Annotated in this window: 23 protein-coding genes; 11 read left to right on the top strand and 12 right to left on the bottom strand. The window is 37.6% G+C overall.

The window, feature by feature from the left end:
• Positions 1–65 precede the first annotated feature (65 nt).
• Positions 66–1016, top strand: a complete 951-nt coding sequence (locus QM481_RS14585; RefSeq protein WP_283382269.1) for an MlaD family protein — start codon at positions 66–68, stop codon at positions 1014–1016.
• 81 nt (positions 1017–1097) lie between these two features.
• Here the strand turns inward: QM481_RS14585 and QM481_RS14580 are convergent, their stop codons facing one another.
• Complete coding sequence (locus QM481_RS14580) at positions 1098–1565, bottom strand: Lrp/AsnC family transcriptional regulator (RefSeq protein WP_166549878.1); 468 nt, start codon at positions 1563–1565, stop codon at positions 1098–1100.
• Positions 1566–1778: 213 nt separating this feature from the next.
• Here QM481_RS14580 and QM481_RS14575 point away from each other — a divergent pair, with 213 nt between their 5' ends.
• Positions 1779–2099 carry a hypothetical protein gene (locus QM481_RS14575; RefSeq protein ID WP_166549877.1) on the top strand — a complete coding sequence of 107 codons (321 nt, stop codon included), beginning with the start codon at positions 1779–1781 and terminating at the stop codon, positions 2097–2099.
• Between the two features lie 70 nt (positions 2100–2169).
• Here QM481_RS14575 and QM481_RS14570 read toward each other — a convergent pair whose 3' ends face one another.
• Positions 2170–3060: a LysR substrate-binding domain-containing protein gene (locus QM481_RS14570; protein WP_166549876.1), complete on the bottom strand. Its 891-nt coding sequence runs from the start codon at positions 3058–3060 to the stop codon at positions 2170–2172.
• Positions 3061–3156: 96 nt separating this feature from the next.
• Here QM481_RS14570 and QM481_RS14565 point away from each other — a divergent pair, with 96 nt between their 5' ends.
• Positions 3157–3660, top strand: coding sequence for a GNAT family N-acetyltransferase (locus tag QM481_RS14565; protein ID WP_283382268.1), 504 nt, complete (start codon positions 3157–3159; stop codon positions 3658–3660).
• Between the two features lie 350 nt (positions 3661–4010).
• On the opposite strand, the gene hemB is transcribed toward QM481_RS14565, so the two are convergent.
• The 3 genes from hemB to QM481_RS14550 all read right to left on the bottom strand — a co-directional run bounded on the left by hemB (position 4011) and on the right by QM481_RS14550 (position 8589).
• Positions 4011–4979 carry a porphobilinogen synthase gene (gene hemB, locus QM481_RS14560; protein WP_095161222.1) on the bottom strand — a complete coding sequence of 323 codons (969 nt, stop codon included), beginning with the start codon at positions 4977–4979 and terminating at the stop codon, positions 4011–4013.
• Positions 4980–5197: 218 nt separating this feature from the next.
• A complete protein-coding gene (locus tag QM481_RS14555) occupies positions 5198–6151 on the bottom strand; it encodes a DUF4249 family protein (protein ID WP_283382267.1) in 954 nt (317 codons plus the stop codon).
• An 11-nt stretch (positions 6152–6162) separates the two neighbouring features.
• Positions 6163–8589 carry a TonB-dependent receptor gene (locus tag QM481_RS14550; RefSeq protein ID WP_283382266.1) on the bottom strand — a complete coding sequence of 809 codons (2427 nt, stop codon included), beginning with the start codon at positions 8587–8589 and terminating at the stop codon, positions 6163–6165.
• 289 nt (positions 8590–8878) lie between these two features.
• Between QM481_RS14550 and QM481_RS14545 the strand changes: the two genes are divergently transcribed.
• The 3 genes from QM481_RS14545 to QM481_RS14535 all read left to right on the top strand — a co-directional run bounded on the left by QM481_RS14545 (position 8879) and on the right by QM481_RS14535 (position 12742).
• Positions 8879–10330 (top strand): inorganic phosphate transporter, encoded by a 1452-nt coding sequence (locus QM481_RS14545; protein ID WP_166549871.1) that lies wholly within the window; start codon positions 8879–8881, stop codon positions 10328–10330.
• Positions 10331–10433: 103 nt separating this feature from the next.
• The gene (locus tag QM481_RS14540) at positions 10434–11267 is read left to right on the top strand and encodes a DUF2490 domain-containing protein (RefSeq protein ID WP_283328022.1); all 834 of its coding nucleotides are present in this window, start codon (positions 10434–10436) and stop codon (positions 11265–11267) included.
• A 281-nt stretch (positions 11268–11548) separates the two neighbouring features.
• Positions 11549–12742 carry a porin gene (locus tag QM481_RS14535; protein WP_283382265.1) on the top strand — a complete coding sequence of 398 codons (1194 nt, stop codon included), beginning with the start codon at positions 11549–11551 and terminating at the stop codon, positions 12740–12742.
• Between the two features lie 383 nt (positions 12743–13125).
• Here QM481_RS14535 and QM481_RS14530 read toward each other — a convergent pair whose 3' ends face one another.
• Positions 13126–13821, bottom strand: a complete 696-nt coding sequence (locus tag QM481_RS14530) for a DNA alkylation repair protein (RefSeq protein ID WP_283382264.1) — start codon at positions 13819–13821, stop codon at positions 13126–13128.
• Between the two features lie 66 nt (positions 13822–13887).
• Complete coding sequence (locus QM481_RS14525; RefSeq protein ID WP_283382263.1) at positions 13888–16248, bottom strand: S9 family peptidase; 2361 nt, start codon at positions 16246–16248, stop codon at positions 13888–13890.
• A 132-nt stretch (positions 16249–16380) separates the two neighbouring features.
• Here QM481_RS14525 and QM481_RS14520 point away from each other — a divergent pair, with 132 nt between their 5' ends.
• Complete coding sequence (locus tag QM481_RS14520; RefSeq protein WP_166549866.1) at positions 16381–17406, top strand: NAD(P)H-dependent glycerol-3-phosphate dehydrogenase; 1026 nt, start codon at positions 16381–16383, stop codon at positions 17404–17406.
• A 190-nt stretch (positions 17407–17596) separates the two neighbouring features.
• On the opposite strand, the gene QM481_RS14515 is transcribed toward QM481_RS14520, so the two are convergent.
• A complete protein-coding gene (locus QM481_RS14515) occupies positions 17597–17992 on the bottom strand; it encodes an HIT family protein (RefSeq protein WP_095161214.1) in 396 nt (131 codons plus the stop codon).
• A gap of 90 nt (positions 17993–18082) precedes the next feature.
• Entirely contained in the window at positions 18083–18595 is a 513-nt protein-coding gene (locus QM481_RS14510; protein WP_283382262.1) for a gamma carbonic anhydrase family protein, read from the bottom strand.
• Positions 18596–18984: 389 nt separating this feature from the next.
• On the opposite strand from QM481_RS14510, the gene QM481_RS14505 reads away from it, so the two are divergent.
• Positions 18985–19869, top strand: coding sequence for a DUF4349 domain-containing protein (locus tag QM481_RS14505; RefSeq protein ID WP_283382261.1), 885 nt, complete (start codon positions 18985–18987; stop codon positions 19867–19869).
• Here the strand turns inward: QM481_RS14505 and QM481_RS14500 are convergent.
• The gene (locus tag QM481_RS14500) at positions 19866–20423 is read right to left on the bottom strand and encodes a Riean_0653 family protein (protein WP_283369801.1); all 558 of its coding nucleotides are present in this window, start codon (positions 20421–20423) and stop codon (positions 19866–19868) included. The two genes, QM481_RS14505 and QM481_RS14500, sit on opposite strands and share 4 nt — an antisense overlap.
• Positions 20424–20888: 465 nt before the next feature.
• On the opposite strand from QM481_RS14500, the gene QM481_RS14495 reads away from it, so the two are divergent.
• The 3 genes from QM481_RS14495 (at position 20889) to fabG (ending at position 23048) form a co-directional block, all read left to right on the top strand.
• On the top strand, positions 20889–21248 hold the full coding sequence (locus QM481_RS14495; protein WP_283382260.1) for a DUF6249 domain-containing protein: 360 nt from the start codon (positions 20889–20891) through the stop codon (positions 21246–21248).
• A gap of 244 nt (positions 21249–21492) precedes the next feature.
• Positions 21493–22101 (top strand): porin family protein, encoded by a 609-nt coding sequence (locus QM481_RS14490; RefSeq protein ID WP_166549862.1) that lies wholly within the window; start codon positions 21493–21495, stop codon positions 22099–22101.
• Positions 22102–22310: 209 nt separating this feature from the next.
• Positions 22311–23048 (top strand): 3-oxoacyl-ACP reductase FabG, encoded by a 738-nt coding sequence (gene fabG, locus QM481_RS14485; RefSeq protein WP_283382259.1) that lies wholly within the window; start codon positions 22311–22313, stop codon positions 23046–23048.
• A gap of 143 nt (positions 23049–23191) precedes the next feature.
• On the opposite strand, the gene QM481_RS14480 is transcribed toward fabG, so the two are convergent.
• Complete coding sequence (locus QM481_RS14480; RefSeq protein WP_283382258.1) at positions 23192–23989, bottom strand: alpha/beta hydrolase; 798 nt, start codon at positions 23987–23989, stop codon at positions 23192–23194.
• 299 nt (positions 23990–24288) lie between these two features.
• Positions 24289–25593, bottom strand: a complete 1305-nt coding sequence (gene dacB / locus QM481_RS14475; RefSeq protein WP_283382257.1) for a D-alanyl-D-alanine carboxypeptidase/D-alanyl-D-alanine endopeptidase — start codon at positions 25591–25593, stop codon at positions 24289–24291.
• Positions 25594–25613: the final 20 nt, after the last annotated feature.

Here is a 25613-nt window from a genome sequence, read left to right as displayed (position 1 = left end):
TCAAAACTCTAATTTAGTAAATAGTGGTTTTTATAAAATCACGCTCTTTACCATTTCTTACATCAATGAATATATCAAAAGAAGCGAAAGTCGGCATTTTAGCTATAATTTCATTTACAGCACTCTATCTTGGATTTAATTTTCTGAAGGGCTCTTCCTTTTTCTCTTCAGAAAAAACCTATTACGTTACTTTCAACGACGTACAAGGATTGGTTCCTTCTAGCCAAGTGGCATTAAGCGGTCTTAAGGTCGGAATTGTGAAAGACGTAATACTCCAAGACAATGCACAACACTCAATCCAAGTAGTTTTGAGTATTAGAAAAGACTTGATCCTACCCCAAGGAACAAAAGCTGTGTTAGCCTCTGATGGTTTATTGGGCGGAAAGCTCATTCGTCTAGAGATGGGCAAAGGTGCTGCTATTGCTGATGGAGGTAAACTTAAAGGTATTTTAGAAACAGGTTTGACAGATGTTTTAAAAGAAAAGGCTTTACCTGCACTTTCACACGTAGACTCTCTATTGATTACGCTCAAAACTGTGGTGGCGGGCTTCCAATCAACTTCAGCAGCGTTGAATATATTGCTCAAAAATTCCAATTCTACCATTACGACGCTTGGTACTTCGATGAACAGTACGATTGCTGAAAACCGTTCGAATCTTAATGGCATCACTGGCAATTTGAAAACTCTTTCAGGAAATTTAGTTGAAACTGAAAAGCAGTTCAAGCCTCTTTTAGGCAAATTCAACAAAATGGCTGACTCGCTTAACGCACTCAAAATCAATCAAGCATTGGCAAGTACACAAAAGTCGTTGGATGAACTACAAAAAGTAATGGCAGGAATTCAGGCAGGTCAGGGAAGTCTCGGAAAAATTTTGAAAGACGATTCTTTATATACCAACCTCAACAAAACGATGGTTGATTTGGACAAACTTCTCATTGACTTCCGCTTGGCACCAAAACGCTATGTAAACATATCTGTTTTTGGCAAAAAAACACCTCCACCAGCGGTGAAGTAATGATGAATTGTGAGTTTTGAGTTCGGGATGCTGATTACTACTATCAGTATTCTGAACTCAAAACTCACAATTCATCACTTATTAGACTTGTATCGGTACGGGCGTTTGGCTTTTGATTTCGTTTACAACAAACCTACTTTGTGCATTTCCAATATTGGCTAAAGTCGCCAATTTATGTAAGATAAACTGACGGTACTCGTCCATATCTTTGACCAATACCTTCAACAAAAAGTCAGCTCCTCCCGAAATACAATAACATTCGACCACCTCGGGCAATAACAATACATCTCGCTCAAACTGAGCCAGAAACTCTGCGGCATGCTCTTTCAGGGTCACGTCTACTAATACAACCAAGCCTTTTCCTAATTTAGATTTATTGAGAATAGCTGTATATTTCTCAATAATCCCATCTTGCTCAAGGCGTTTGATACGCTCGTGTACGGGCGTTGTTGTCAAATTAAGCTTTGCTGCAATTTCCTTATTGGTCATCAAAGCATCTTCTTGCAACAATTTTAATATTCTTAAATCGGTATTATCTAACGAAGCCATAGAATAAAAATCTTTTTTGAGATTAAATCATCAACCTTAAAGCACTAATAATCTACAAAAACAAGCATAAAAAGAATCATATTCTAATATAGATATAAATATTGGACTATCATTCTTTATTTTCTAAATTTGATAAAAATAAATACTAGTTAGCTCGAAAATATTCAGAACGCAGCACTAGTACGATTTGTCATCATAAATAATTATAGGCTTATGGAAACTTACCTTCTCACACTCGGCTTTCAGGACAACGACTTCACCGTTCATTTATTGATGAACACGCTTCAAAAGCATTTTGAAGAAGTCCAATTCATTGAATTAAGCAATCGTGAAGAAGTCTCAAGATACCGTAAGTTGCGCCTTGTCGTCAATGCCGACTGGAATCATTTACTAGCTGCGTCAAAAAGCTTAGAAAAAAATACTGCTGTATTCGAAATTCAAATCATGGACCTAAGCTCTGGCGATACACCAAGCTTGTGTGGCATATATCGTAAACAAAGAAACCCAACAAATTATTACCGCACAGCGGCATAATGATTTTCGTTGATGCAAACAGGCATAAAGGTGTAACTCGCTCCTTTATGCCTATTTTTTTTCCCTACCATCAATCATACCTAAAATCTACCGAGCTAGCTGTATCCAAAAAGTTATGCAAAATCGGATTGGTATCGTCTTTTCTCCAAACCATTGATAACTGTGTTCTTTCAGGTAATTGGTCTAAGTCTATAAATCGCACGTTGACTGGCGAACTAATGCGATAGGACGATGGCAATAGGCTTACGCCGAGGTTGTGTTCTACCAACTTCAAAATCGTAGTTCCAAAGTTTGATTCGTGAATAATATTGGGTAAAAAACCTTCCCGCTCACACATTCTCAACAAAATATCATGATAGGTAGAGCCTGCATGCCTTGGAGGTAAAATAAACGATTCGTTTTGTACTTGTCTCAGTCCCGTAAAGTTTTCCTTAGTCAAAGGATGGTTTGGAGGAACGACTAGCGAAAAACATTCCTCAAAAATGAGCCTCGAATTCAAATATTTATCAGGAATAGGCTCTCTTACAAAACCCACATCTACCTGATAGTTTTGTAATGACTCAAACAATTTGTTCTCTAATACTTCCGATAACACTCCTCGAATCTTGGGGAAGTATAATTTTAGTGCTGACAATAAAGTTGGCAAAACCGAGAATACTGCCGACCCTGGGTGTGCAATTCTCAAATCACCCTCTTCTCCCCTATGAATAAGTTGCGTACGTAATCGAACATATTCGAGTTGAGAAAGTATTCTTGATGCCTCATTTTGAAGGTATTCACCTGCGGGAGTCAATTTTACATTTCGTTTATCACGTTCAAAAAGTACTACATCTAATTCATTTTCTAACTGTTGAATTTGTCGGCTCAAGGCTGGCTGTGCTACATAAAGTTTTTCGGCAGCCTTCGAAAAGTGCAACTCAGAAGCTACACCCAAAAAATATTCTAATTGTCGAATATCCATACTTATAACAAAAAAGCATTATTTAATATAAAATAAGTATTTTTTCTTATAAGTTCAAAAGATTTTCTTTGTACTATCAAAACATTACTCAACGCCATGCAAGTACAAATAGCCAATACTTCACATATAGAGGCACTCCTTGCACTAGCCATTCGCACCTTCGTAGATACTTATGCCATTTATAATACTCCCGAGAATCTGCAATTATATCTGGACACTAATTTTACGCCAGAAACAATGGCGAAAGAATTATCAGAAAAAGGAAGTACATATTTGGTAGGGTTTGAAGAAGATACGATGATTGCTTTTGCGAAGATTCGAACTATAGATACTATTCTAGAGGACTCGGAGGCAGCCGAAATACAGCGTATTTACGTTGATAAAAGCTATCATAGCAAAGGACTTGGCTCGGTAATTATGAAAGCTTGTATTGATTTTGCCAAACAGCAAGGTTTCAAAAAAATGGGCTTAGGCGTCTGGGAAAATAATCCTAAAGCTATTGCTTTTTATACTAAATGGGGGTTTGAAAATGTAGGTGTACATACCTTCGTACTTGGCTCTGAAGAACAAAGAGATTTTATTCTTTTGAAAAATATATGATTCGGTAAGCTAGAGGGTACAAGGTATTTTGATTATGTGTAGACATTTAATACTATATAAATTTATAAGCAAGGTACGCTTTGCAATTTTCTTCTGTTAAAAAACAATCTCTTAGAAAAGCTTATGCTTGCATCTGAGAAATGACAAAAACTTAAAAATATCAAATAATAGAAAAGGTTAATGACTAAAGCCTCCTACCTCTGGTGAGAGGCTTTGTAGTTGGTAATAAGGTAAAATAATATTGCCTTATTAGGCTTTTTGCATTAAGCTATAAGCGCTCGGAAAAATATGTTTATGGTTTCTTAAAATATTTAGCCTACCGCATAGAGCTTAATGCCTAAAGCCCACTATTATTTCACTAACTCTGCGTATTCTTTGGCAAAATAGGTCAAAATTACTTTTGAACCTGCACGTTTCAACGAAGTCAAACACTCAACCATTGTACGAGTACCGTCCAACCAACCATTCTGAGCAGCGGCTTTTACCATCGCATATTCGCCTGATACGTTATAGGCTGCAATTGGGATATTGAAATTATCGTTCAAGGTTTTGATAACGTCAAGATATGCCAAGCCAGGTTTTACCATCAAATAATCTGCTCCTTCCAAGTAATCTAGCTCAGCTTCGACTAACGCCTCACGTATGTTGGCAGGGTTCATTTGGTAAGTTTTCTTATCTCCAAACTTAGGTGCTGAATCCAAGGCATCACGGAACGGTCCATAAAAAGCAGAAGCGTATTTGGCCGAATAAGCCATGATTCCTACATTAATAAAGCCTTTGTCGTCCAATGCTTCACGAATGTATCCTATGCGCCCATCCATCATGTCCGACGGTCCAACAATGTCGGCACCTGCTTCGGCTTGTGCTACGGCCATTTTAGCCAACACTTCCAATGACTCATCGTTGAGAATCTGTCCGTTTTCGACAATACCATCGTGTCCATCCGCACTGTATGGATCCATAGCTACGTCTGACATGATACAGATTTCTGGAAAAGCATTTTTGATGGCATTAATCGATTCGAGATAAATATTACCTTGGCGATGGCTTTCGGTTGCGTATTTATCTTTTTTCGCTTCAGGAATTTGAGGGAACAAGGCAATAGAACGGATACCTAAATCTTGTATTACCGCTAATTCATCAAGCAATTTGTCTAGTGAGTAGCGGAAAATACCTGGCATTGATTTTACTTCTGTTGTCAGATTTTGACCCTCCATGACAAACATAGGATAAATCAAATCATTGACTGAGACTGTTGTTTCTTCGACCATTGCACGGATAGCCGAAGACTGACGATTTCTTCTTGGTCTTCTTAGCATACTTTCAAGCTAGCGTTTTTACTAGCGTTTATTGAAAAAACCTCTGTTCGTAAGTTTTAGTGCCACAAAGGTAAGGAATTAGTCATTGAGTGAATGGATGAATGAGGGATTTGTACACAGAAGATGTAGTGTTTTTTAAAATTTCTTTTGGTAAAATATACTATTTGAGTTCTATGCCTCACTACTACATTACAATTAATCATTCACTATTCATATCATTATTTAATTACCGTTACAGCCGTTCTAATTTGTTGATAAGAAGCAAATACGCCTAAGCCATTCTCCACATTAGTATAAGTAAGTACGGGTTCAGAAAATGGATTTCGTCCGCTACGACGTACTTTATCGACAGAGATATTAAACTGATAATAAGGATAATCTGTTACTGCTACATAAATTTCAGCATTTCGACTAACTACATTCAAATCGTTGGTAGCATTGAGCAACATAGGCTGTGTAGCCAAGGTCATTCCGTCTTGTCCAGCGTCGGTCATATATTCTTGACGACTATTGACAAAACGGCGAACTACCACAAAGCGATTTTGAGCATCTAATACTCTCATATTTTCATAATAAAATGCACCCACAGCATAGTAATTAACAGTACTGGCAAAGTCTAATACACGTACAATAAGAGCGGGATAAGCCTTATTATTTCGGTCATAACCTGTTGTCAATGATGGATTAATAGCCGTTCGTTGTACTCGTTGGGTAGGTACAGTACATTGGGCTTTTACTTCTTTCCCTTTGGCTTTAGCTATCATGGTGTACGTTGTACCTCCTACTATTGGAATATCTTTGGTTGAGATAACGTATCTATCTTTCGTTAAAAAGTTTTCTTTATAATGTCCCGTACTATCTACTTCGATGTAATCGAGATAAGTAATTTGTTGGTATTTAGCTGTCACAGTTCTTGTTCCATCCGAAAGTGTAATCACAGCATCCTTTAATACAGGATAACGGTCTTCACCTTCGTTGATAACACCAATCACAGGTTGGTTGGTGGTCAAAGAGATTTCAATCATCGTATCTTGTGGACAAATAAAGCTTTGTAACACCAGTTTTTCTTCAAAAGGAAGTGCTATATCATTGACTAAAGTTTCACAAGAACTAAGTGATAACAGAGCCACTATTGCCACAACTATTTTTTGCCAAAATTGAAAGAATTTCATGGTCTGTTAGATTAAAATTTGAAACTATATGTAGCAGAAGGTATAATACCAAACAAAGCATACTGCGCCAAAGATTTAGTTGTCTGGTCAGTTGTAGTATTATAGGTGCTTTTGAAAGAATAGAAATAAGCATTCTTGCGATTGTAAAGATTATACACGCCAAACTCCCAAGTACGGGTATGTCCTTTTTTCATTTTTTTATGAAATTGTACCCCCACATCTAAGCGATGATAAGGTGGTGCACGAAAATTATTTCTTTCGCGATAATCAGGTATTTCACGGGCACTGTTATAGTATTGATTTACGCCAGTTTGATTCAAACCTGGGATATGACTATAAACTTCATAAGTAGAAATCGGAATCGTAAACACATTGCCTGTTCCATATACCCAAGTGGCCGACAAGGTAACATTTGGTTTTAAGTGGTAAATACCCACCAATGACAAATCATGGCGACGGTCGTATTTGGGATAAAATTCTTTCCCGAAGTTTAACTCATCAAACTGATGAAAAATCCAAGATAAGGTATAGCCTATCCAGCCAGAAAACTTACCTGTTTTTTTCTGTAATAAAAACTCTGCCCCATAAGAACGCCCTTTGCCTGCAGTCATATTACTTTCCCATGGAGATTCCTGTGTTTTGGTTTGAGTAAAGCGTTGAATACTTCCATTCAGAATAAAAGAGCTACCTTCTTTCAACGCCACGATTTGATTCATGGTTTTATAGAAACCTTCTAACGTGATACTAAACTGTCGCTCAGGGAAATCTTTGGCAAAACCCAAGGCTACCTGTTGCGAGCGCTGTGGTTTTATCAAATTGGTAGATGGTACCCATAAATCTGTAGGTAAACTTGCACCTGAGTTTGACACCAAATGAATATATTGATTCATTACGGCATAGGATGCTTTCAGGGCCCAGTCTTTAGGCAATGTCCATGCCATAGCCCCACGAGGCTCCCAGTTATGATATTCTTTCTCGGAAGTACTAAAACTCGAATAGCGTAAGCCTACATTAAATCGTAGATTGGGGAGAGGCTTGTAGTTATCTTCCACATAAACACCCAACTCAAGCGCATCGATATTTTCGACGGCATCTTTATAGCGAGAAGCCACATCGTCTTGTAACTCAATGGCTGATGGTGTAAAACGGTGCATGGTAACTAGCGCCCCTGCTTTGAGAGTATGAATAGGATTAGGCAAAAAGTCAATATCAAACTTAGCACCAAGGTCTCGGATACCAGAAGAATAATACAGACTGAAATTATTGATACCTATCGCATCGAGATTAGACTGTAGACTTGATGTCGTAAAATCGTATTTACTATAAATCAGAGAGAGATTACTGAATAGATTATCGCTATAGAGGTGATTCCAACGCATAGTGGCTGTTTGGTTGCCCCACTCAATAGACGATTCTAATTTAGATTGCAATTGCATATCTCTCACATAAAGTCGGTCTTGTCCAAAATATCCACTTAGAAATAGTCGATTTTTTTGTCCAAAATCATAATTCAATTTAGCATTGAAATCATAAAAATAATAGCGACTTCCTTTTTGCTCTTTGGGAATAAGCGGCTGAGTCAAGATATCCAGATAAGTACGTCTGGCAGAAACTAAAAATGAAGAACGTTTTTGCTTATCAATAGGACCTTCGGCCACTACTCTTGCACCAATTAAGCCAATCCCTCCTTCTACATGATAATCTTGCTTGCTTCCTTCCTTCATTTGCATTTCAATCACTGACGACAACCGCCCACCAAAACGAGCAGGAAATCCACCTTTGGTTAGTTCAACACTTTTGAGGGCATCGCCATTAAATACCGAGAAAAATCCAAATAAGTGATAAGCATTATATACAGGAGCATCATCCAGAATCAAAAGGTTTTGGTCGGGTCCACCCCCACGCACATAGATACCCGCATTACCTTCTGACCCTTTTTGCACGCCAGGCATTAGTTGAAGGACTTTTAGCACATCTTTCTCCCCCATAAAGGCAGGGATTTCTTTGATTTGCTGAATCGGAATAGAAATCTGCGACATCTGTACCTGCTCCGAAAGCTTTTGTTGCTCAATACTATTGGCTACAACTTTTACCTCCTCCAAATCTTGATTACTAGGTTTTAAATCAACATTGATGGTAACTGATTTTGATTTTGCGTGTACTTTTTGAGAAAAAACCTGATAGCCTACAAAACTATAAACTACCTCAATGCTGTCTTGAGCCTGAAAACTCAAGGAGTAAAAACCATAATTATTACTTTGAGTCCCAATACGGGTACCCTTTAGCATAACATGTACCCCTGGGAGCAACTCGGCGCTTCCAGCTTCTTTGATATAGCCACTGATCGTAATTTTTGAAGCATTTTGCCCCATTACTGAGGTGTCAAACAACAGTAATACAGACAAAAGAAGACATAGCAATCCTATGGGTTTGTTCATGTAGGTTCGTGGTGGTGATACAGGTATTTAGTTTATATTTATCAGCAAAGTAATATCCAAACTCGGAAAAATTATAACAAATTCTTAAATATCAAGCAATTATCCCAATGTTACCAAATTTAACAATTCCTTAACATTGACGTAAATAAGTATTTTTACTTTTGTGCGATAATTACCAATATGAAAAGTCTTAATAATACTTGAGATATAAGAAAAACGACAAAATACCTGATTCACTAATTACTTTTACGCGTACGTTCTTATATCATATAATTAATTCACAAAAACTATGTTCGGATTAGATACGTCCTTGTTCATTCTTCTTTTCCTTTGCTTATTCTTAGCCTGTGCTTTTGAATTCGTTAATGGTTTCCACGATACAGCTAACGCCGTTGCGACTGTTATTTACACAAACTCATTGAAGCCAACTCAAGCAGTTGTATGGTCTGGTTTTATGAACTTTATTGGTTTGTTGACTGGTGGTGTTGGTGTAACGATGTCAATCATTGGATTATTACCCACGGAGCTACTTATAGACCCCAACGTCTATCACTCCATGGCCACGGCCCTAGCCATGTTAGGTGCCGCTATTATCTGGAACTTAGGAACATGGTACTTCGGTATTCCTGCGTCTTCTTCTCACACATTGATTGGTTCAATCATTGGTATCGGTGTTGGATACGCTCTTTTACCTGAAAATAAAGCTGGTTTATCAACAGTAAACTGGGACAAAGCTACCGAAATTGGTCAGGCACTTTTGTTGTCTCCATTGTTTGGTTTTGCTGTGGCAATTGTATTTATGTACATTTTGAAAAAATCAGTTGCTAACAAAGAAATCTTTAAAGAGCCGAAAAAAGATACTCCTCCTCCAATGTGGATTCGTGGTATTTTGTTTTTGACTTGTACATTGGTAAGTTTCTTCCACGGACGTAACGATGGTCAAAAAGGTATCGGTCTTGTAATGATGATTTTGATTGCTTTCTTACCAAGCTATTTTGCAATCAACACCGATGTTGACCCATTCAAATTGCAAGGTGCTGTAGTAAAAGTTCAGACTATCATCGCTAAAATTGATACAAATAAACTTTCTTCTACTGAAAAAGAAAGTTATACGAAAGTAATGAAAGCTACTGCGGCTTTGAATACAATTTTGACAGACAAATCATTAATTAACCATTTGTCTACTGAGAAAAAATTAGAGATTCGTAAAGACGTTTTAGCCATTAATAAGCATACAAAAAAATTGTCTGAAAGTGACGCTGTAAGTTTGAGCGCTGACGACAAAAAAGAATTGAAAAAAGCTACAGCTGGTGATAAAGCTCCTTTCTTCTCATTCGGAAACTCAAACAAAGGACTTTCATCACTAACAGACTTTGCTCCAGCTTGGGTAATGTGGATGATTGCCTTGTCATTAGGCTTAGGTACAATGATTGGTTGGAAAAGAATTGTAGTAACTATCGGTGAAAAAATCGGTAAGCAACACCTTTCTTACGCTCAAGGTGCTTCGGCTGAGTTGGTTGCTTCTATCACAATCGGTTTGGCAACAGCTTACAAATGGCCAGTATCTACTACTCACGTACTTTCATCGGGTATCGCTGGTTCGATGGTAGCTTCAAAAGGTATCAAAAACTTACAAGGTGGTACAGTGAAAAACATCGTAATGGCTTGGGTATTGACATTGCCTGTTACGATTCTTTTATCAGCTACATTGTTTGTTTTCTTCCGTTGGATTATTGGTTAATCCATCATTTTTAAAAGAGTCTCATGGTCGTTGAAAACCATGAGACTCTTTTAGTACAAGATTGAATTTCAACATATACTACCAATATAGAAAATCCAAATTTATGAAAAAGTTTATCATGACGGCAGTTTTGTCGTTATTAGCTACTGCTTTGTCTTTTTCCCAAAGTCCAAGAAGTTATTATCATATTTCTAATGGTTGGACAGACTTAAATATTTCGGGAAAAATTGCAGGAAAATTCACTTGGCAGTTGGAAAACCAACAACGTCGCCAAGATATGCAAGGGGATTACAACGAAAGTACTACTACTGGAAACCCTTATCATAATCTTAATCAGCACGTTTTTCGTCCATGGGTGCATTTTCAACTTAATCCAAACGTAAGATTTTCATTAATGCCATTTGGCTGGATTGGTTCCAATCGTTTCAGCAATGGCTCTCCTTCCGCTTTCTTTTCAGAATATCGTATATCACCACAGGTTATCTTGACTCAAAATATCGGTCGTTTACGTATCGACAACCGTTTTCGTTATGAGTTTCGTTGGTTAGGACAAAATCAAAGTATCGACGACAAGAGCTTTTTATACGGTGGAGACTTTACAAATGCTACTTTCAAGAATCGTTTCCGCTACCAAGTAAAGATGACACTTCCTATCAACCATGCTAAAATGGATGATAAAACGCTTTATGCACAAGCTTATGACGAAGTGTTTGTGAATACAGGTGAAAAGGTTTCGAACATCAACTTATTGGATCAAAACCGTGTATTAATAGGTATTGGCTATAAATTCAACAAGTTTTTAGCACTTGAAGCAGGCTATATGCAACAAACAGTATTCCGTTTCAACAACGCTAATAAAGACAATGTTGAGATTAATAATATTCTTCAACTCAATTTAGCAATTAGCAATTTTGAGCAATTATTTAGTAAAAAGTAAGCAATTGAATTTTATAAGCTATAGGTAAGGCAATAGAGATAACGCTATTTGGTTATCAGCCTGTTGCCTAAACCTATAGCTCCTTTACCACAAATCACATACAATTAATTTTATTCTCTTCCCGTATCGAAATCTATTTTCGTGTATGATTGCTCATTGTTTTACAGTAAGTAATTATAGACAAAATCAGCAATTCTGGTGAATTAGCATTTGTTTTATTAAAAAACTGGAGCTCAATTCTATGGCATTGCTATGTCTTTACGGTAGGATTTTCAAGTTTTATGAAAACGTCAAAAGCCCTTGTTTACCTTATTATTTTATGCAATGTTACTATCTCACTAGCTCAAAGTTCAGAGAAAACAGTAGCACCAAAGAAATGGTATGAAAAAATCTCGATTAGAGGTTATGCACAAGTACGTTACAATCGTTTATTAGAAACCAACGAAAAACTCAAATGCGAGCAATGTGATAGGTCTTGGGGCAAAAATGGAGGTTTCTTTATCCGTCGTGGACGTGTGATTATTTCGGGTGATGTATCTGAAAGATTGTATATCTATGTCCAGCCCGATTTTGCTTCAAATGTAAGCGGCAGTTTCCAACATGCTTTACAAATCCGTGATGCGTATTTTGATTTGGCGCTTGACGCCAAAAAAGAATATCGCTTGCGCTTTGGGCAAAGCAAAGTACCTTATGGTTTTGAAAATATGCAATCTTCTCAAAACCGTCTTTCGCTCGACCGTGCCGATCCAACCAATAGCCCTGTTGCTAACGAACGAGATTTGGGCGTGTTTTTCTACTGGGCACCAGCCAAAATCCGTGAGCGTTTTGCTTATTTGGTTTCTTCAGGTCTCAAAGGTAGTGGCGATTATGGGGTATTTGCTTTGGGTTTTTATAATGGACAAAACTCCAACAGAACCGAAGCTAATAACGAGCCACACGTAGTTTCAAGAATTACCTACCCTTTTCAGTTGAAAAACGGACAAATTATAGAAACAAGTTTGCAGGCATATACTGGGAAATATGTGATTGAAAAAAACACGAAAAATAAGGCTACGGTCTCAGACTTTATAGATCGCCGTGTTGGCGCAACGGTGGTAGTGTACCCACAACCTTTGGGTTTTCAAGCTGAATATAATGTGGGACAAGGACCAGAATTTAATCCAGAAACAATGACGACCGAAGTAAGAAATCTACATGGAGGCTATGCGCAGGTAATGTGGAGACAAAAGGTCAATGATAATTTTGTTACGCCATTTATCAAGTATCAGTACTATAATGGCGGTAAAAAACATGAAATCGATGCTCGTAGCTACTTGGTAAAAGATTTGGAAATAGGTGCTGAATGGCAACTGAAAAACTATTTTGAATTTACAGCTACTTATACCATTTCAAATAGAACTTACGAAGATGCTAATCTTCCTGACAATCATCAAATCGGTAATCTATTGAGATTGCAAGCACAATTTAATTTCTAGCAGTTGGAGTTACAGGGAAAAAATATATTTAGTGATTGGTGATTGAGTGCATGAGTGATTATTTTTAAAATTTGTATTCCATCAGTAGAGACGCAATGATTGCGTCTTAAGCTGAGTGAAATCTAGCATAGTAGCATCAAAAAAGCGGTCGAAAAATATTTTTCGACCGCTTTTTTGATAAAGACTTGGAAAACAATCCCAATCCTAAAAATTCGGGATGACTCATGTTTGCATCCTATTTTTCAACATGACACCTCTTTAGACGCAAAGCATTGCGTCTCTACTAGTAAAATGTAGATTAAAAATAATCACTCAACCACTCACTCGCTCAATCACTCAATTCGGGATGAGTCATGTTTATAAACCAAACTACATATCCGCCATTATTTAGCAAGAAGATAGGCTTTTCGCTCGGCTGGAGGTAGCTTTTCGATAGCATACCGCAACATGGTACGAGGCATTGCTAAAACGTGTTCATCCAAAAACTCTTTTAACACTAACTCATCTCGCTTACCTATTTCTCGAAGCATCCACCCTGTGGCTTTGTGAATAAGATCATGACGATGTGTCAGAAAACCTTCGCATAGGTGAATTGCATCCGTAAATTGCCCTTTGCGAATGAAAGCAAAACAGGTGATAATGGCCACTCGCTGTGACCACAAATGATTGCGTTGCGCTAATTCGTACAAAATATCACGGTCTTTGTCGAGCAACCAAGGGCCTAGAATAAAATGCGCCGTAAGGTCGACCAAATCCCAATTGTTGATATAGTTCAAATGACTCAGATAAAGTTCAACGATACGAGAACGCTGTATCGTTGAACCTTTCTTGAATTGTTCTACCCACATCAGTAATCCACAGGCACGCACTTCGTGTATCGAATGCTCGACCATTGCCGTAACCTCCTCTATGGACACTTGTTTGTAATACTCTTTTACAACTCCTCTCACTTGCGGATTCGACAATCCCCAGAAAGTGTCCCCTTCAGCATATTGACCTTTGCCCGTTTTAAAATATCGAGCCATCAATTTAGCCCTCTCAGGGTTTTGTAAAGAAGCTAATTTTTCAAGTACCTGCATGATTAAATTACGATTATGTCAAGGAGAATACCTACCCAACTGCGTGCCTATTCTCTTTTATAGATATTACTTTTTCAACTCTTCTTCAAATAGTTTAAAAATGCGCTTGTATTCGTCCATCCAGGAAGTTGGTTCTACAAAACCGTGATCTTCCATTGGATAAGCTGCTAACTCCCAATTTTCTTTTTTCAACTCAATTAGTCTTTGTGAAAGACGAACTACATCTTGAAAATGAACGTTGACATCGACCATACCATGACAAATCAATAAGCGATTTTTTAAACCTGCTGCATGATAAATCGGCGAGCTACGGCGATAAGCAATAGAGTCTTTTTGAGGTTCGTTCAAAATATTAGCCGTATATGGGTGGTTGTAAGCCGCCCAATCAGTTACAGGACGCAAAGCGGCACCTGCTTTGAACGTATCTGGAGTAGTAAACAATGCCATCAAGGTCATAAATCCTCCATAAGAACCGCCATAAATACCGATTTTTTTGGCATCGACTCCATGTTTTTCTACCAACCATTTAGCAGCATCTACGTGGTCGGTAAGGTCTTTGCCACCCATAAAACGATAGATTCCTGTACGCCAATCACGACCATAGCCTGCTGAACCACGGTAATCAATATCCAATACATCATAGCCATTGTCTACCAAGAAATTATGGAACATATATTCTCTGAAATATTGGCTCCACCATTTGTGTGCATTTTGTAAATACCCCGCACCATGTACAAAAATTACCGCTGGCTTTTTACCCTTTGTTCCTTTTCCTTCATAATAGCGCGCATAAATGTCTTCGCCATCTCTAGCTTTGATGGTCAATACTTGTGGGTCACGCCATTTGTATGCCTTAAAATGCTCGCTAGTGGATTGTGTCAATTGTGTTGCAGTCGCAGTAGATGAGTTGTCTTGCAGGTATAACTCCCAAGGTTTGGTACTCTCTGAATGCAAATAAGCTAATTTGGTTTCGTCTGGCGACAATACCACTTGATTAGAACCTACCAATTTCGTCAAGCGAGTACGCTCACCACCTGCAACTGGCATTTTGTAAAAATGCTGCTCGCCTGGATGTACCTCGTTGGTAGTGATATAAAAGAAATTTTTGTCTTTTGAAAGTTGTAAGCTTTGTACTTCAAACTTTCCTTTAGTCAACTGTTTTTTCTGATTATTTGACAAATCCACAGTGTAAATATGTGAGTAGCCATCAGCCTCTGACTGGAAATACAAAGTTTTTTGATCTGCTAAAAAGCCTAAACTTCCTGTACCAAAACCGATATTGGGTCCCCCAATCCATGCCTCGTCATGTTGACGGTCGATGGTTTCGAATTTGAGGGTAATAGGGTCAAACTTTAAAATCCAACGGTCTTTATTATCAGTACTACGTGCCACCATGACAGCGTATTTACTATCTTCAGACCATACAGGACCACTCATGAGTACCATTCTCGCCTCTGGCTTCTTGGCTTTAGCAGTATCTTTTTTTACAGCATAATCTTTCAAATACGCGGGTTGGTCATAAATACCATCAATACCTTTGGTAGGCATAGAAAGAATGGTATCCTTTGCTATTTGATACACAAAATACTCATAGCTAGCCGCTGGAGCTCCTACTTTGGTGCGAGCAGGAATATCTTCGGTAAAGCCTGACTCTGTCACGTAATTTGGTACAATCGTAGATTTACTTCCCGTAGCCGATTTGGTCAATCGAAAAGTAATATAGTTGCCATCAGGGCTCAACACGAGGTTATCGATACGTTTTTCGTCTAAATAAAATTCCTTTGGACGCTTTGGCAAATCGGCTTTACTAATTTTTTCACCTTCTTTCTTTTTATCAGCACGTTCTTTCAAAATTTCAAACATCGATAACTGGTCTTGCTTCAACCATTTATCTTGTTCGCTCTGCTTAGCGTCTGGTCTTTTTGCACCTGCAATAAAATTACTTAGCTGGACGATTTCACCATTAGACAAATTGAAGCTAAATAGGTTATTGGCTTTTGTAAAAATGATTTTATCTTCTTTTCCCGAAAACTCCGCATCAGATTCATATTCCAAAGTATTCGTAATTTGGCGTATTGCTTGTGTTTGAGTATCCATCAAAAAAATATCTCCGTTACGAGTAAATACTTTCTTTGAACGGTCTTTGCTATACACGCCAAAAGCAGAAGGCAATCCACGGCGCACGCTAGGTGATACTTTGAAGATTTTTTTGTCAGAAACTAATAATCCGTACAGAGAGTCTGCCTTATTTTTATCAGGATTCCAGTTAAAATAAATAGTTTTGCTATCTTCCGACCAGAAAATATTGGAAGGCAAACTTCCGATACTATTCTTGGGGTCTTGCATGATACTTTCGATGCTTAGTTTTTGGGCAAAAGTCATCGAACAACAGAGGTAAGCAAAAATGAAGAAATAGATTTTTTTCATGTAAGATGAAGCGTTTATTGTTGAGATAAATGTTGTGTGGCAAGTACATTTGCCAATACGCATAACAAATTAGCAAAAAAACCTCGGAATCACATAACTCCAAAATTCACAGAAGTATGTAACTTTACTCCCATGACAGAAATTCCAGCTTTTAAGAAAAATTTGCCTACTCAAATCGCAGTATTGGGTGGTGGCAGTTGGGCTACAGCAATTATTAAGATTTTGTCGGAAAACAACGTTAAAATCAAGTGGTGGTTGCGTCGCAAATCGGATGTGGATTTTATCAAAAAATACAATCATAATCCTAGTTACCTAACCGATGCGCCTTTGAATCCTCGTAAGGTGCGTGCTTATCATAAGATGCACGACGCCCTCAATGGCGTAGAATACGTGATTTTGGCTGTACCTGCGGCATTTATTCCTGATGCACTCAAAAACCTTAACCGTAATCATTTTGCTGGTAAAAAGATTGTTTCTGCCATCAAAGGAATGATTCCTGAGGAAAATATGCTGGTTACAGACTGGATGGAAAAGGTATTTGGGGTTCCTCAAAATATGCTTGCTGCGATTGCAGGTCCTTGTCACGCCGAAGAGGTAGCCCTCGAAAAACAATCTTATTTGACAATTGCATCTCCTAACCTTCAAGTGGCTCAGGATTATGCCAACCTTATGAGTTGTCGCTACATTCAGGCCAATCCTATTGGCGATTTGTATGGTGTAGAGTACTGTGCCGTGATCAAAAATATTATTGCCATGGCTTGTGGTATTACCCACGGACTAGGTTACGGAGACAACTTCCAAGCGGTAATGGTATCCAATGCGATGCAGGAAATCAAACGTTTTCTAGACATAGTTTACCCTGACCCTTATCGTGACCTTCATAGCTCTGGATATTTGGGTGACTTGCTAGTAACTGCCTACTCGCAATTTTCTCGTAACCGTACTTTCGGTAACATGATTGGACGTGGCTATTCTGTCAAATCAGCACAAATCGAAATGAACATGGTAGCGGAAGGTTATTATGCGGTAAAAAGTATTCACCAAGTCAACAAACAATACGATGTATCGATGCCAATTATCGATGCCGTTTACAATATTTTATACGAAAAAGCTATCCCTGCCAACGAGATTATGACTTTGAGAACATTCTTGAAGTAGGTTCTTAAATTGAGTGATTTGAGATTGAGTGGTTGAGTGATTTTTAAAAGATTTATATTCTTGATGTAGAGACGTAATACTTTACGTCTTAAGCCAAATCATATCTCGCACGGTAGCATAAAAAAGCGGTCGGAAAATGTTTTCCGACCGCTTTTTTATGCACTTAAGTTTTCTTCAACAAAGACAAAAGCTATTTCAAAAATGATTTTATTCTTTCTGCCGTAGCTGTTAATTCTTCTTGTGTGGGCTTGAGCTTTTCACGAGTGAAGTTAATATCATTCATCGTATTCAAAGGAATCAAATGCACGTGAGCATGAGGCACTTCCAAACCAATTACCGACACGCCAATACGTCTACTTGGACACGCTTGAGATAAAGCTGGTGCAATTTTTTTAGCAAATAGCATCAAGCCTGATAGTAGTTCGTCTTCAATATCGAATATATAATCAATCTCTCTTTTCGGAATTACGAGAGTATGTCCTTCTGCCAAAGGCATAATGTCCAAAAATGCTAGATAGTTTTCGTCCTCTGCAATTTTGTGGCAAGGAATCTCGCCATTAATAATCTTTGTGAAAATAGTTGCCATTTTATAATTGTTCTTGGTTATTAGGAATCAAGGATTAATATCTGTTTTCAATCTACCTATCTTCATCATATCAGGATAAGTAAACTTCTTTTACTCTTTAAACCACTCGGCATACATCAAATAATTATTGGCTGTACGCATAAATACCTCCGCTGCTGATGGTGACACTTCTTTTAACAATTTGGCAGGATTACCCGCATAAATTGAGCCTGCTGGTACGCGAGTATTTTGTGTAACGATTGCACCCGCAGCAATAATTGAACCCGATTCTATTACGGCACCATCCATGACAATCGCTCCCATGCCAATCAACACTTGGTCTTCAATTACACAACCATGAACCACAGCATTGTGTGCTATCGAAACGTAATTGCCAATAATCGTTTTAGTCTTTTGGTAGGTACAATGTATTACTGCCCCATCTTGAATATTGGTGTTATGACCAATTTCAATCGCATTGACATCGCCTCGCACCACAGCGTTGAACCAAATCGTACAGTTGTCGCCCATTTTTACATCTCCTACAACCGTTGCATTTTCTGCAATCCAACAATTTTCGCCCCATACAGGCGAAATACCTTTTACTGGTTTAATAAGTGCCATTTTTGTTTTGTTATGTAAAAATAGTTTTGAATAAAATCAACATCCCCCTCTACACTTTCCTCCGCAAGTTAAGGTATATCTCTAATACTCTCCTATTTCAGCTTTGATAAAATCAGGAACTCAAGGAATATTGAAAATAATTTTGTGCTTTAGGCTGTAAGCCGTAGGCATTAGACAAGCACAACTCTTTGCCTGTTGCCTAAAGCACACCAATTAAATTTTATTTTGGTGCTAACTCATTAACCTAATAATTAAAAATTTATTTATATTTTTTTAATTATTTTTTAATTATTCAAAATAATAGAATCTCACTCCACGTTAAGTGAATACATCAAGTTTCTAAGATATTTCTACCAGTTCACCTTTTCCAAACAACCATTTCCACAACTATGAAAAAGTACATCATTATTAGCGCCATAAGCCTTGCTATAGGCTTAGTTTCATGTGACGAGCACAAATCAGAATCGGGAGCAGAATCGTATGGAACGGCTACATTAGACTCTGCTTCGAGTACTATGGAAGGAGACCTCTCCTTGCCTGCCAAACGTCAATTTGTTAGAACTGCCCAGCTTAATTTTAGAGTAAAAGATGTTCAAAAAACGACCAATGATATTACAGAACTGACCAAGAAGTGGGGAGGATTTGTGACAAACTCAACTATGAGTTCGAATGTAATTAGTAGTCAAGATGTAGCAATCAGCCAAGACTCCTTGATGAAAAATGAAACCTTTGAGCTTTCCAATCAAATTACCTTACGCATACCTACTGTATATTTTGATGAGGCTCTAGTAGCTCTACAACCTTATGTGTTGTTCATGGAAAGTCAATCAATTGGAGCGAACGATGTTAGTCTGGAATTACTAGCAAGTCAAGTACGGAAAAGCCGCTTTAGCAATTTTGAAAAGAAATACAATCAGGAAATCAAGAAGGGAACCAACCTAAAGGAAACGGCTCCTGCTACAGAAAATCTTTATAATATACAGTCGCAAGCAGATACTCGCCAGATAGAGACTTTAGCATTGAAAGACCAAGTTGCCTACAGTACCATCAATATACATATCTATCAGCCTGCACAAGTACATAGGGAAGTGATTGCTAATCTTGAAAGTGAAGCTTTTAAAAGACCAAATTTTGGGGTTAGTTTAATCGAAAGCATAAATCAAGGCTGGTATTTATTTCAAGACCTAATTTTATTCTTTACTAGATTCTGGATGTTACTAATATTGGGAGGATTAGGGTACTGGGGATTTAGGAAGGTGAAAAAAGCACTTTAGTCTCTTATATCAAAACGACCATCAGAAAGGGTAACTCTCTCAGAAGGGCTATCCTTTTTTTGGAATGTTACCTCAAATGTTCCTGAAAATATCTTTCTTGTCGTGTCACAATACGTAATATTTACCTTGTTTTCACAAGTATTACAAACCACATATTGCGAGCAATCGCCATTGGCACAGCGCTGATATAAACTAGCATAGGGTGTAAATTCCAAGGCATTTTTTGGGAAATAGCTCATAAAACGATAAGTCCCAACACCATGTATTTCGCCAACCATCAAGCTAATGGATTCGAGCGTTTGTTGATTTGTTACTGCAATCCGTAAGGTTTGTTGTTGTAGTTTTCCCCAAATCACAGGTGCGGGTTTAAAATTAGGGCTATTACGATATTTCTGAAATGGCACCCACAAACTTCCATTGATTTTAGTTCCAAAAGTCTGTAATCCTTCATGCGTTGCGTCAGGCAATGCTTGTGGTTCTACATAGTCGTTTATCTCGCAACCACAAAGCGAACAAAGTCCCAACCAAATGCATATATAGTACCATTTTTTCATATAGCTCAAATTTATAATTTTCTCAGAAAAAACAATATTATTTGTAGATTAAATTTTATTTTAAACAGGGATCAGGCACAAGGGAAGAGGGGAGAGTTTTGAGTTGCCCTTAGTTTTAGACAAAAAAGTTCTTGAGAGTGTCAAATAATTTCGGATTTGGGATTTCTGATCTCGGAAATATTGCCAAATATGAGACAAGAAAGGAATTTGTACTTCCACAATCCAACATCCCAAATCTCCAATCCTCCCTAACTCCTAACTCCGCACTCAAAACTCAAAACGCCTCTTGTGCTTGTTCACTATTTCTATTTTTAAAATTCAAAAAAAAAAATTCCTATCCCCTGTAACCTTTCTTCTAAAACCTTCATCCTATAGTCAAATAATCAGCAAACACCGACATAGATGCTAGCAATGGAGGTGCCTGAGACGAAAACAGATTTTAACAATTAAAACATTTATAAAGACATGGTTTCAGAAGGAATGGTTGCGCTCTTAATACCAATCGTTGGTACAGTAGGCTTATTTACGATGATTGTATTTTTAAGAAAATTTGACAACGACGAAAAAATGGCAATGATTGCCAAAGGAATGATGCCTCCAAGTAAGTCTATCAATATCAATCCTGCCAATTCTCTACGTTGGGGTTTGTTGGCAATTGGTGTTGGCTTGGGCTTGTTAATTGGACATTTCCTTGAAACAAGTTTAGGCTTCGACGACGAAGTAGCGTATTTCTCTATGATTTTTGTATTTGGTGGAATTGGACTTTTGTCTTCTTACTTTCTCCAGATGAAGATTAATGAAAAACAGCAACACAAAGAAGAGTAAGCGACATACGAATAGATATTTTTTATTTTTTTCAGAAAAAAATAAAAAATAAGCCTCTAAACAGTATCAAAATGATTATGAAGGTCTTAGCCCCAAAAGCTAAGACCTTTTTTATTGGGCTCTAATGCGTATTAACAAAACCTTAACAAGTATTAACATTTTGTTATGAGACCTTCGGAAGGCTTTGCCGTTATAAGTACATAATTTATTAAACGCATCTTTCAAGAAATTTAACTTTTCTAATATGAAAAAATTACTTGCTTCCCTAGCTATCGTATTAAGTGTAGTATCGTTTGCTAATGCTCAAAAAATTGCCTTCAAAGGAGGATTCACTTATTCTGATGCTATCATGTCACCAGAACCTGTTGATATAATCGATGGTAAAGCGGGTTTTCATGCAGGTATTGTATTGCAAGATTTAATGCTTTCAGACAAAATAGGAATTCAACCCGAACTTATTTATTCACAACAAGGCTTTAAGATTGGTAGTGTAGGCTCGATTGGTATGCACTATCTTTCTTTGCCTATTTTATTAAAATTCCCTGTTACCGAAGAACTTTCTTTATTAGCTGGTCCACAAGTAAGTTATTTGACTAATACAAAAATTGGGATTGGAAACGGATTTTTCTCAGTTAACTACAATGGTCTTTTCAAAGATATTGATTTGGGGCTTGCTGGTGGATTGGAATACAAAGTTTCCGATAAAGTTGCTTTAGGAGGACGTTATGTCTTGGGCTTGACCAATGTTAACAAAGATTTCCAAATCGATAACAATAATAATTTGTCAGACTACCTATCGATAAAGAACACCTCAGCGCAAGTATATGTGAGCTTTAGCTTTGGCAAAAACTAAATACCTAGCTTTCTGAATTATAATCCATACTTTGATAAAAACTTTTTAAGATATTTCTCTTTCAAACCTCTTTAAAATTCTCAATCCGCAATTCTCTTTATATTTAGCAAAGCCTCTTGTTTTGTAAAACAAGGGGCTTTTTTTGTGAAAATTTAATTAATTTGTCTATTAGCTATGAATTGAAGCAAATACTTAAAACTATTTCAACTATGAGATTACAAAATCGTGTTGCTATTATAACGGGTGCCGCTAGGGGTATCGGAAAAGCAGCGGCAGAGGTATTCTGTCGAGAAGGTGCTACCGTAATTATTTGGGACTTATTAGACTTAGGTGAAGAAACTGCGGCAAATCTACGTGCCCAAGGTTATGATTGTGAGTTTATGAAAGTCAGTACAACAGATGTTAGTGGTATTGAATCTGCGACAAAAGAGGTTTTTGAGCGCTTTGGAAAAATTGATATTCTCATCAATAATGCTGGTATTACACGCGACAAAACGCTGTTAAAAATGTCGCACGACGAATGGCAACAGGTGATTGACGTGAATCTTACGGGAGTTTTTAATTGTACCAAAGCCGTGGCTCCTTATATGGTCGAAAAACAATATGGTAGAATTATTTGTACCTCTTCGATAGTAGGGGTTCATGGAAACTTTGGACAAACCAACTATGTAGCAGCCAAAGCAGGGTTGATAGGTATGGTAAAAACGTGGGCAAAGGAATTGGCAAAGCACGGTATCACCTCAAATGCTGTAGCACCAGGTTTTATCAGAACAGAAATGACAGAAGCCATGCCCGAGGAAGTTCAGAAAGCTATGATTAGCCAAATCCCACTCAAACGCATGGGAGATCCAAAGGATATTGCGTATGCTTATCTATATCTTGCTTCGGAAGAAGCCAGCTTCGTAAACGGTCAAGTATTAGGTGTAAACGGAGGACAAGCCTCCTAAGAGTGAAGAGTTTTGAGTTAGGGAGGATTTGGGATATCGGATGTTGGATTGCGGAATTGTAATCTACTTCCTTGTGGGATATTTCGCAATGTTTCCGAAATCTGAAATCACAAATCCGAAATCCTTACTAACTCATCACTCAATTAGTTGTCTTTTGCGAGTCTTTTGAAGAAATCAAAATGCCAGCGGATGGCCTTTTGAAAATAGCTTCTATCGTGTTTGCCAGGTTGAGATACATAAGTTGCTCGGATACGTAATTCATCGCAACGTTTTTTGAAAAAATTGGTATTTTCATATTGAGGGTCATCGATACCACAGTCAAAAATGATTTCTTTTTGAGTACTTACAAACTTACCTATATTACTCATAATCGATAGGTTACGTAATGTTTCAAAATCCGTATTGCCTAATAGTGTTCTCAAACGAGCGTTATCTACTTCGTTTTGCATATCCAAAATACCGGCACAACTACCCACTGAGCGGAAAACATCAGGCTTTTTCAAAAATAAATACATTGCGCCAAAGCCACCCATACCTACGCCAGTGATAAATACTTGATCAGTATCTATTCGGTATTTTTCCATCATGGTTGTATGTAAGTCTTTAAAGAAAAAATCTTCAAACTTACTCGTAGCTTTTCGTGGGCTATTGATATACCACGAATCATTCAAGCCGTCGGGACAAACAATGACAAAACCATAAGCATCTGCATATTTTTGAACATTCAGAAAGTTACTCCATTGTTTAAAGTTCCCTCCTTGCTCATGTAGAAGATACACCATAGGAAAACGCTTTGTCGTATTGCGAGTATATTCCTTCGGCGTAAATACTAAGGTTGTATCGGCGTAAGGCACATAAATCGGATTGAAATAAAGCGTCTCCTGAGCTAATAGCTTTTGGCTCAAACCTATGACAAGCAGAACAATAAACCATTTTTTCATAGTAGTTAGTCTTTAGAAAGTTTCCTGTTAATAGTATATCAGTTATTAGAGCAGTAAGTAAAAAGAAGTTATTAGTTAATAGTCTACCCGTTATTGGCTTAGATTACAACTATTTAAACTTTATAATTTTGAGAAAAAACACTTGTTTTAAATACCTACACAAGTCTTACATCAAATATGACCTGTTCTTGTCCAACGATTCCACTTAGCGGGTGAATTTATTCACCAATGACGAGAAAGTTTAAACAAGTTCTTCATTTTAAGTAAGGTAACAACAAATATACGAGTCATGAATAGCTTCAATATTGGTAAATTTCTGTCAAAATTTTCACCACCTCTTTACGAATCTCCGACATTGGTTTTACAAAATTGTTATTCATCAAAGAAAAGCAAAGTACCTTTCCTTGTTTGGTAACCAAATATCCGCTCAAGTTATAATTATTACTAAAAGAGCCCGATTTGGCAAAAATAAAGGGTTTGTCTGTTTTAGGCATCAGCGATTTAAGCGTGCCAGATTGTCCTACAGCAGGCAGAACTTTAAACAACTTTTCCTGTGGCACTTCCTGATACATCTGGCGCAAAACCATCACCAAATCTCTTGGCGTAATCATGTTATACCTCGAAAGCCCTGAGCCATCTACCCATGTTATAGCATCAGGCAGTGTACTCAAATAATTGGTTTTAGCCTTTTCTATTCCTTTTTTTACATTCAATTCTCCTGCCAAAATTTGTCCACACATCAGCATCAGATGCTCTGCCATCATATTATCGCTGACGTGAAGCATTCTAGCAAATACGGTATCGACTGGCAAACTCATGATGGTCTGTGCGTTGCTACGAAGAGGTGCATCGATGAGCGTTACAGGTTTTCCAACAACACTCGCTAATAGTTCAGCCGTTAATGTATTTGAGGTTTTGAAGGGTACTTCTTGCTCAAAATTAGCCTTGGGAGCTTTTCCTTGAGGTATTTCAAATGTATTGCTTGATTCAACACGAGTCACGCCAAAATTATTAGCACTTTTGACGCTTACGATTTTATCCTGAAAATAGGCTGGCTTTGCCAACAAGCCATTACCGTTTGCCTTAAAACCGACTACATTGCCATGAATGGGCAAAGGACTGATTTCTGAGGCATAATCATCGTTATAGTCATCCCATGCCCAGCCTGGTCCGTAGTGTTTTCCAGTAAAGTTATTGGCAGAGAAATAGATTTTTTGTGGACTATTTTTCAAAAAATTTAAAACCTTTGACGCTGGCATACTTGGACTCAAGAAACTGGGATCGCCTGTCCCCCAGATAATCAAAGAATCGGCATTGGTGACATATTTTAAAGCAGGTAGCGAGTCACCCAATGTTCGCTGACTTACATAATAGGTCAAAATTTTAGTATTAGAAGCAGGTTGAAAATAACGATTTCCTTGGTAATTAAAAACCTCCTTTTGTTCAGACAAATCGTATAAAACAAACCCTGTATGATTTTGAGAAAATGTACTAGATTCGGATAATAACTTTCCTAACTTTTTACTACTCAACTTGCTAGTCTGACATGCTGTCAAGCTAATAACACATCCTATCACAAGTCCTATTATTGAGCGTTTTTTCATAGTTTGTTGTTAAAAATAAA

Origin of the sequence: Flectobacillus rivi (assembly GCF_030056655.1) — a bacterium.
Taxonomy (GTDB): domain Bacteria; phylum Bacteroidota; class Bacteroidia; order Cytophagales; family Spirosomataceae; genus Flectobacillus; species Flectobacillus rivi.
The sequence above is the reverse complement of the archived record's forward strand: the minus strand, read 5'-3'. Positions and strand labels throughout refer to the sequence as shown.

Excerpts from the sequence above, each read along its gene's own strand:
- QM481_RS14585 (WP_283382269.1), top strand. The coding sequence starts at position 66 with ATGAATATATCAAAAGAAGCGAAAGTCGGCATTTTAGCTATAATTTCA.
- QM481_RS14580 (WP_166549878.1), bottom strand. The coding sequence starts at position 1,565 with ATGGCTTCGTTAGATAATACCGATTTAAGAATATTAAAATTGTTGCAA.
- QM481_RS14575 (WP_166549877.1), top strand. The coding sequence starts at position 1,779 with ATGGAAACTTACCTTCTCACACTCGGCTTTCAGGACAACGACTTCACC.
- QM481_RS14570 (WP_166549876.1), bottom strand. The coding sequence starts at position 3,060 with ATGGATATTCGACAATTAGAATATTTTTTGGGTGTAGCTTCTGAGTTG.
- QM481_RS14565 (WP_283382268.1), top strand. The coding sequence starts at position 3,157 with ATGCAAGTACAAATAGCCAATACTTCACATATAGAGGCACTCCTTGCA.
- hemB (WP_095161222.1), bottom strand. The coding sequence starts at position 4,979 with ATGCTAAGAAGACCAAGAAGAAATCGTCAGTCTTCGGCTATCCGTGCA.
- QM481_RS14555 (WP_283382267.1), bottom strand. The coding sequence starts at position 6,151 with ATGAAATTCTTTCAATTTTGGCAAAAAATAGTTGTGGCAATAGTGGCT.
- QM481_RS14550 (WP_283382266.1), bottom strand. The coding sequence starts at position 8,589 with ATGAACAAACCCATAGGATTGCTATGTCTTCTTTTGTCTGTATTACTG.
- QM481_RS14545 (WP_166549871.1), top strand. The coding sequence starts at position 8,879 with ATGTTCGGATTAGATACGTCCTTGTTCATTCTTCTTTTCCTTTGCTTA.
- QM481_RS14540 (WP_283328022.1), top strand. The coding sequence starts at position 10,434 with ATGAAAAAGTTTATCATGACGGCAGTTTTGTCGTTATTAGCTACTGCT.
- QM481_RS14535 (WP_283382265.1), top strand. The coding sequence starts at position 11,549 with ATGAAAACGTCAAAAGCCCTTGTTTACCTTATTATTTTATGCAATGTT.
- QM481_RS14530 (WP_283382264.1), bottom strand. The coding sequence starts at position 13,821 with ATGCAGGTACTTGAAAAATTAGCTTCTTTACAAAACCCTGAGAGGGCT.
- QM481_RS14525 (WP_283382263.1), bottom strand. The coding sequence starts at position 16,248 with ATGAAAAAAATCTATTTCTTCATTTTTGCTTACCTCTGTTGTTCGATG.
- QM481_RS14520 (WP_166549866.1), top strand. The coding sequence starts at position 16,381 with ATGACAGAAATTCCAGCTTTTAAGAAAAATTTGCCTACTCAAATCGCA.
- QM481_RS14515 (WP_095161214.1), bottom strand. The coding sequence starts at position 17,992 with ATGGCAACTATTTTCACAAAGATTATTAATGGCGAGATTCCTTGCCAC.
- QM481_RS14510 (WP_283382262.1), bottom strand. The coding sequence starts at position 18,595 with ATGGCACTTATTAAACCAGTAAAAGGTATTTCGCCTGTATGGGGCGAA.
- QM481_RS14505 (WP_283382261.1), top strand. The coding sequence starts at position 18,985 with ATGAAAAAGTACATCATTATTAGCGCCATAAGCCTTGCTATAGGCTTA.
- QM481_RS14500 (WP_283369801.1), bottom strand. The coding sequence starts at position 20,423 with ATGAAAAAATGGTACTATATATGCATTTGGTTGGGACTTTGTTCGCTT.
- QM481_RS14495 (WP_283382260.1), top strand. The coding sequence starts at position 20,889 with ATGGTTTCAGAAGGAATGGTTGCGCTCTTAATACCAATCGTTGGTACA.
- QM481_RS14490 (WP_166549862.1), top strand. The coding sequence starts at position 21,493 with ATGAAAAAATTACTTGCTTCCCTAGCTATCGTATTAAGTGTAGTATCG.
- fabG (WP_283382259.1), top strand. The coding sequence starts at position 22,311 with ATGAGATTACAAAATCGTGTTGCTATTATAACGGGTGCCGCTAGGGGT.
- QM481_RS14480 (WP_283382258.1), bottom strand. The coding sequence starts at position 23,989 with ATGAAAAAATGGTTTATTGTTCTGCTTGTCATAGGTTTGAGCCAAAAG.
- dacB (WP_283382257.1), bottom strand. The coding sequence starts at position 25,593 with ATGAAAAAACGCTCAATAATAGGACTTGTGATAGGATGTGTTATTAGC.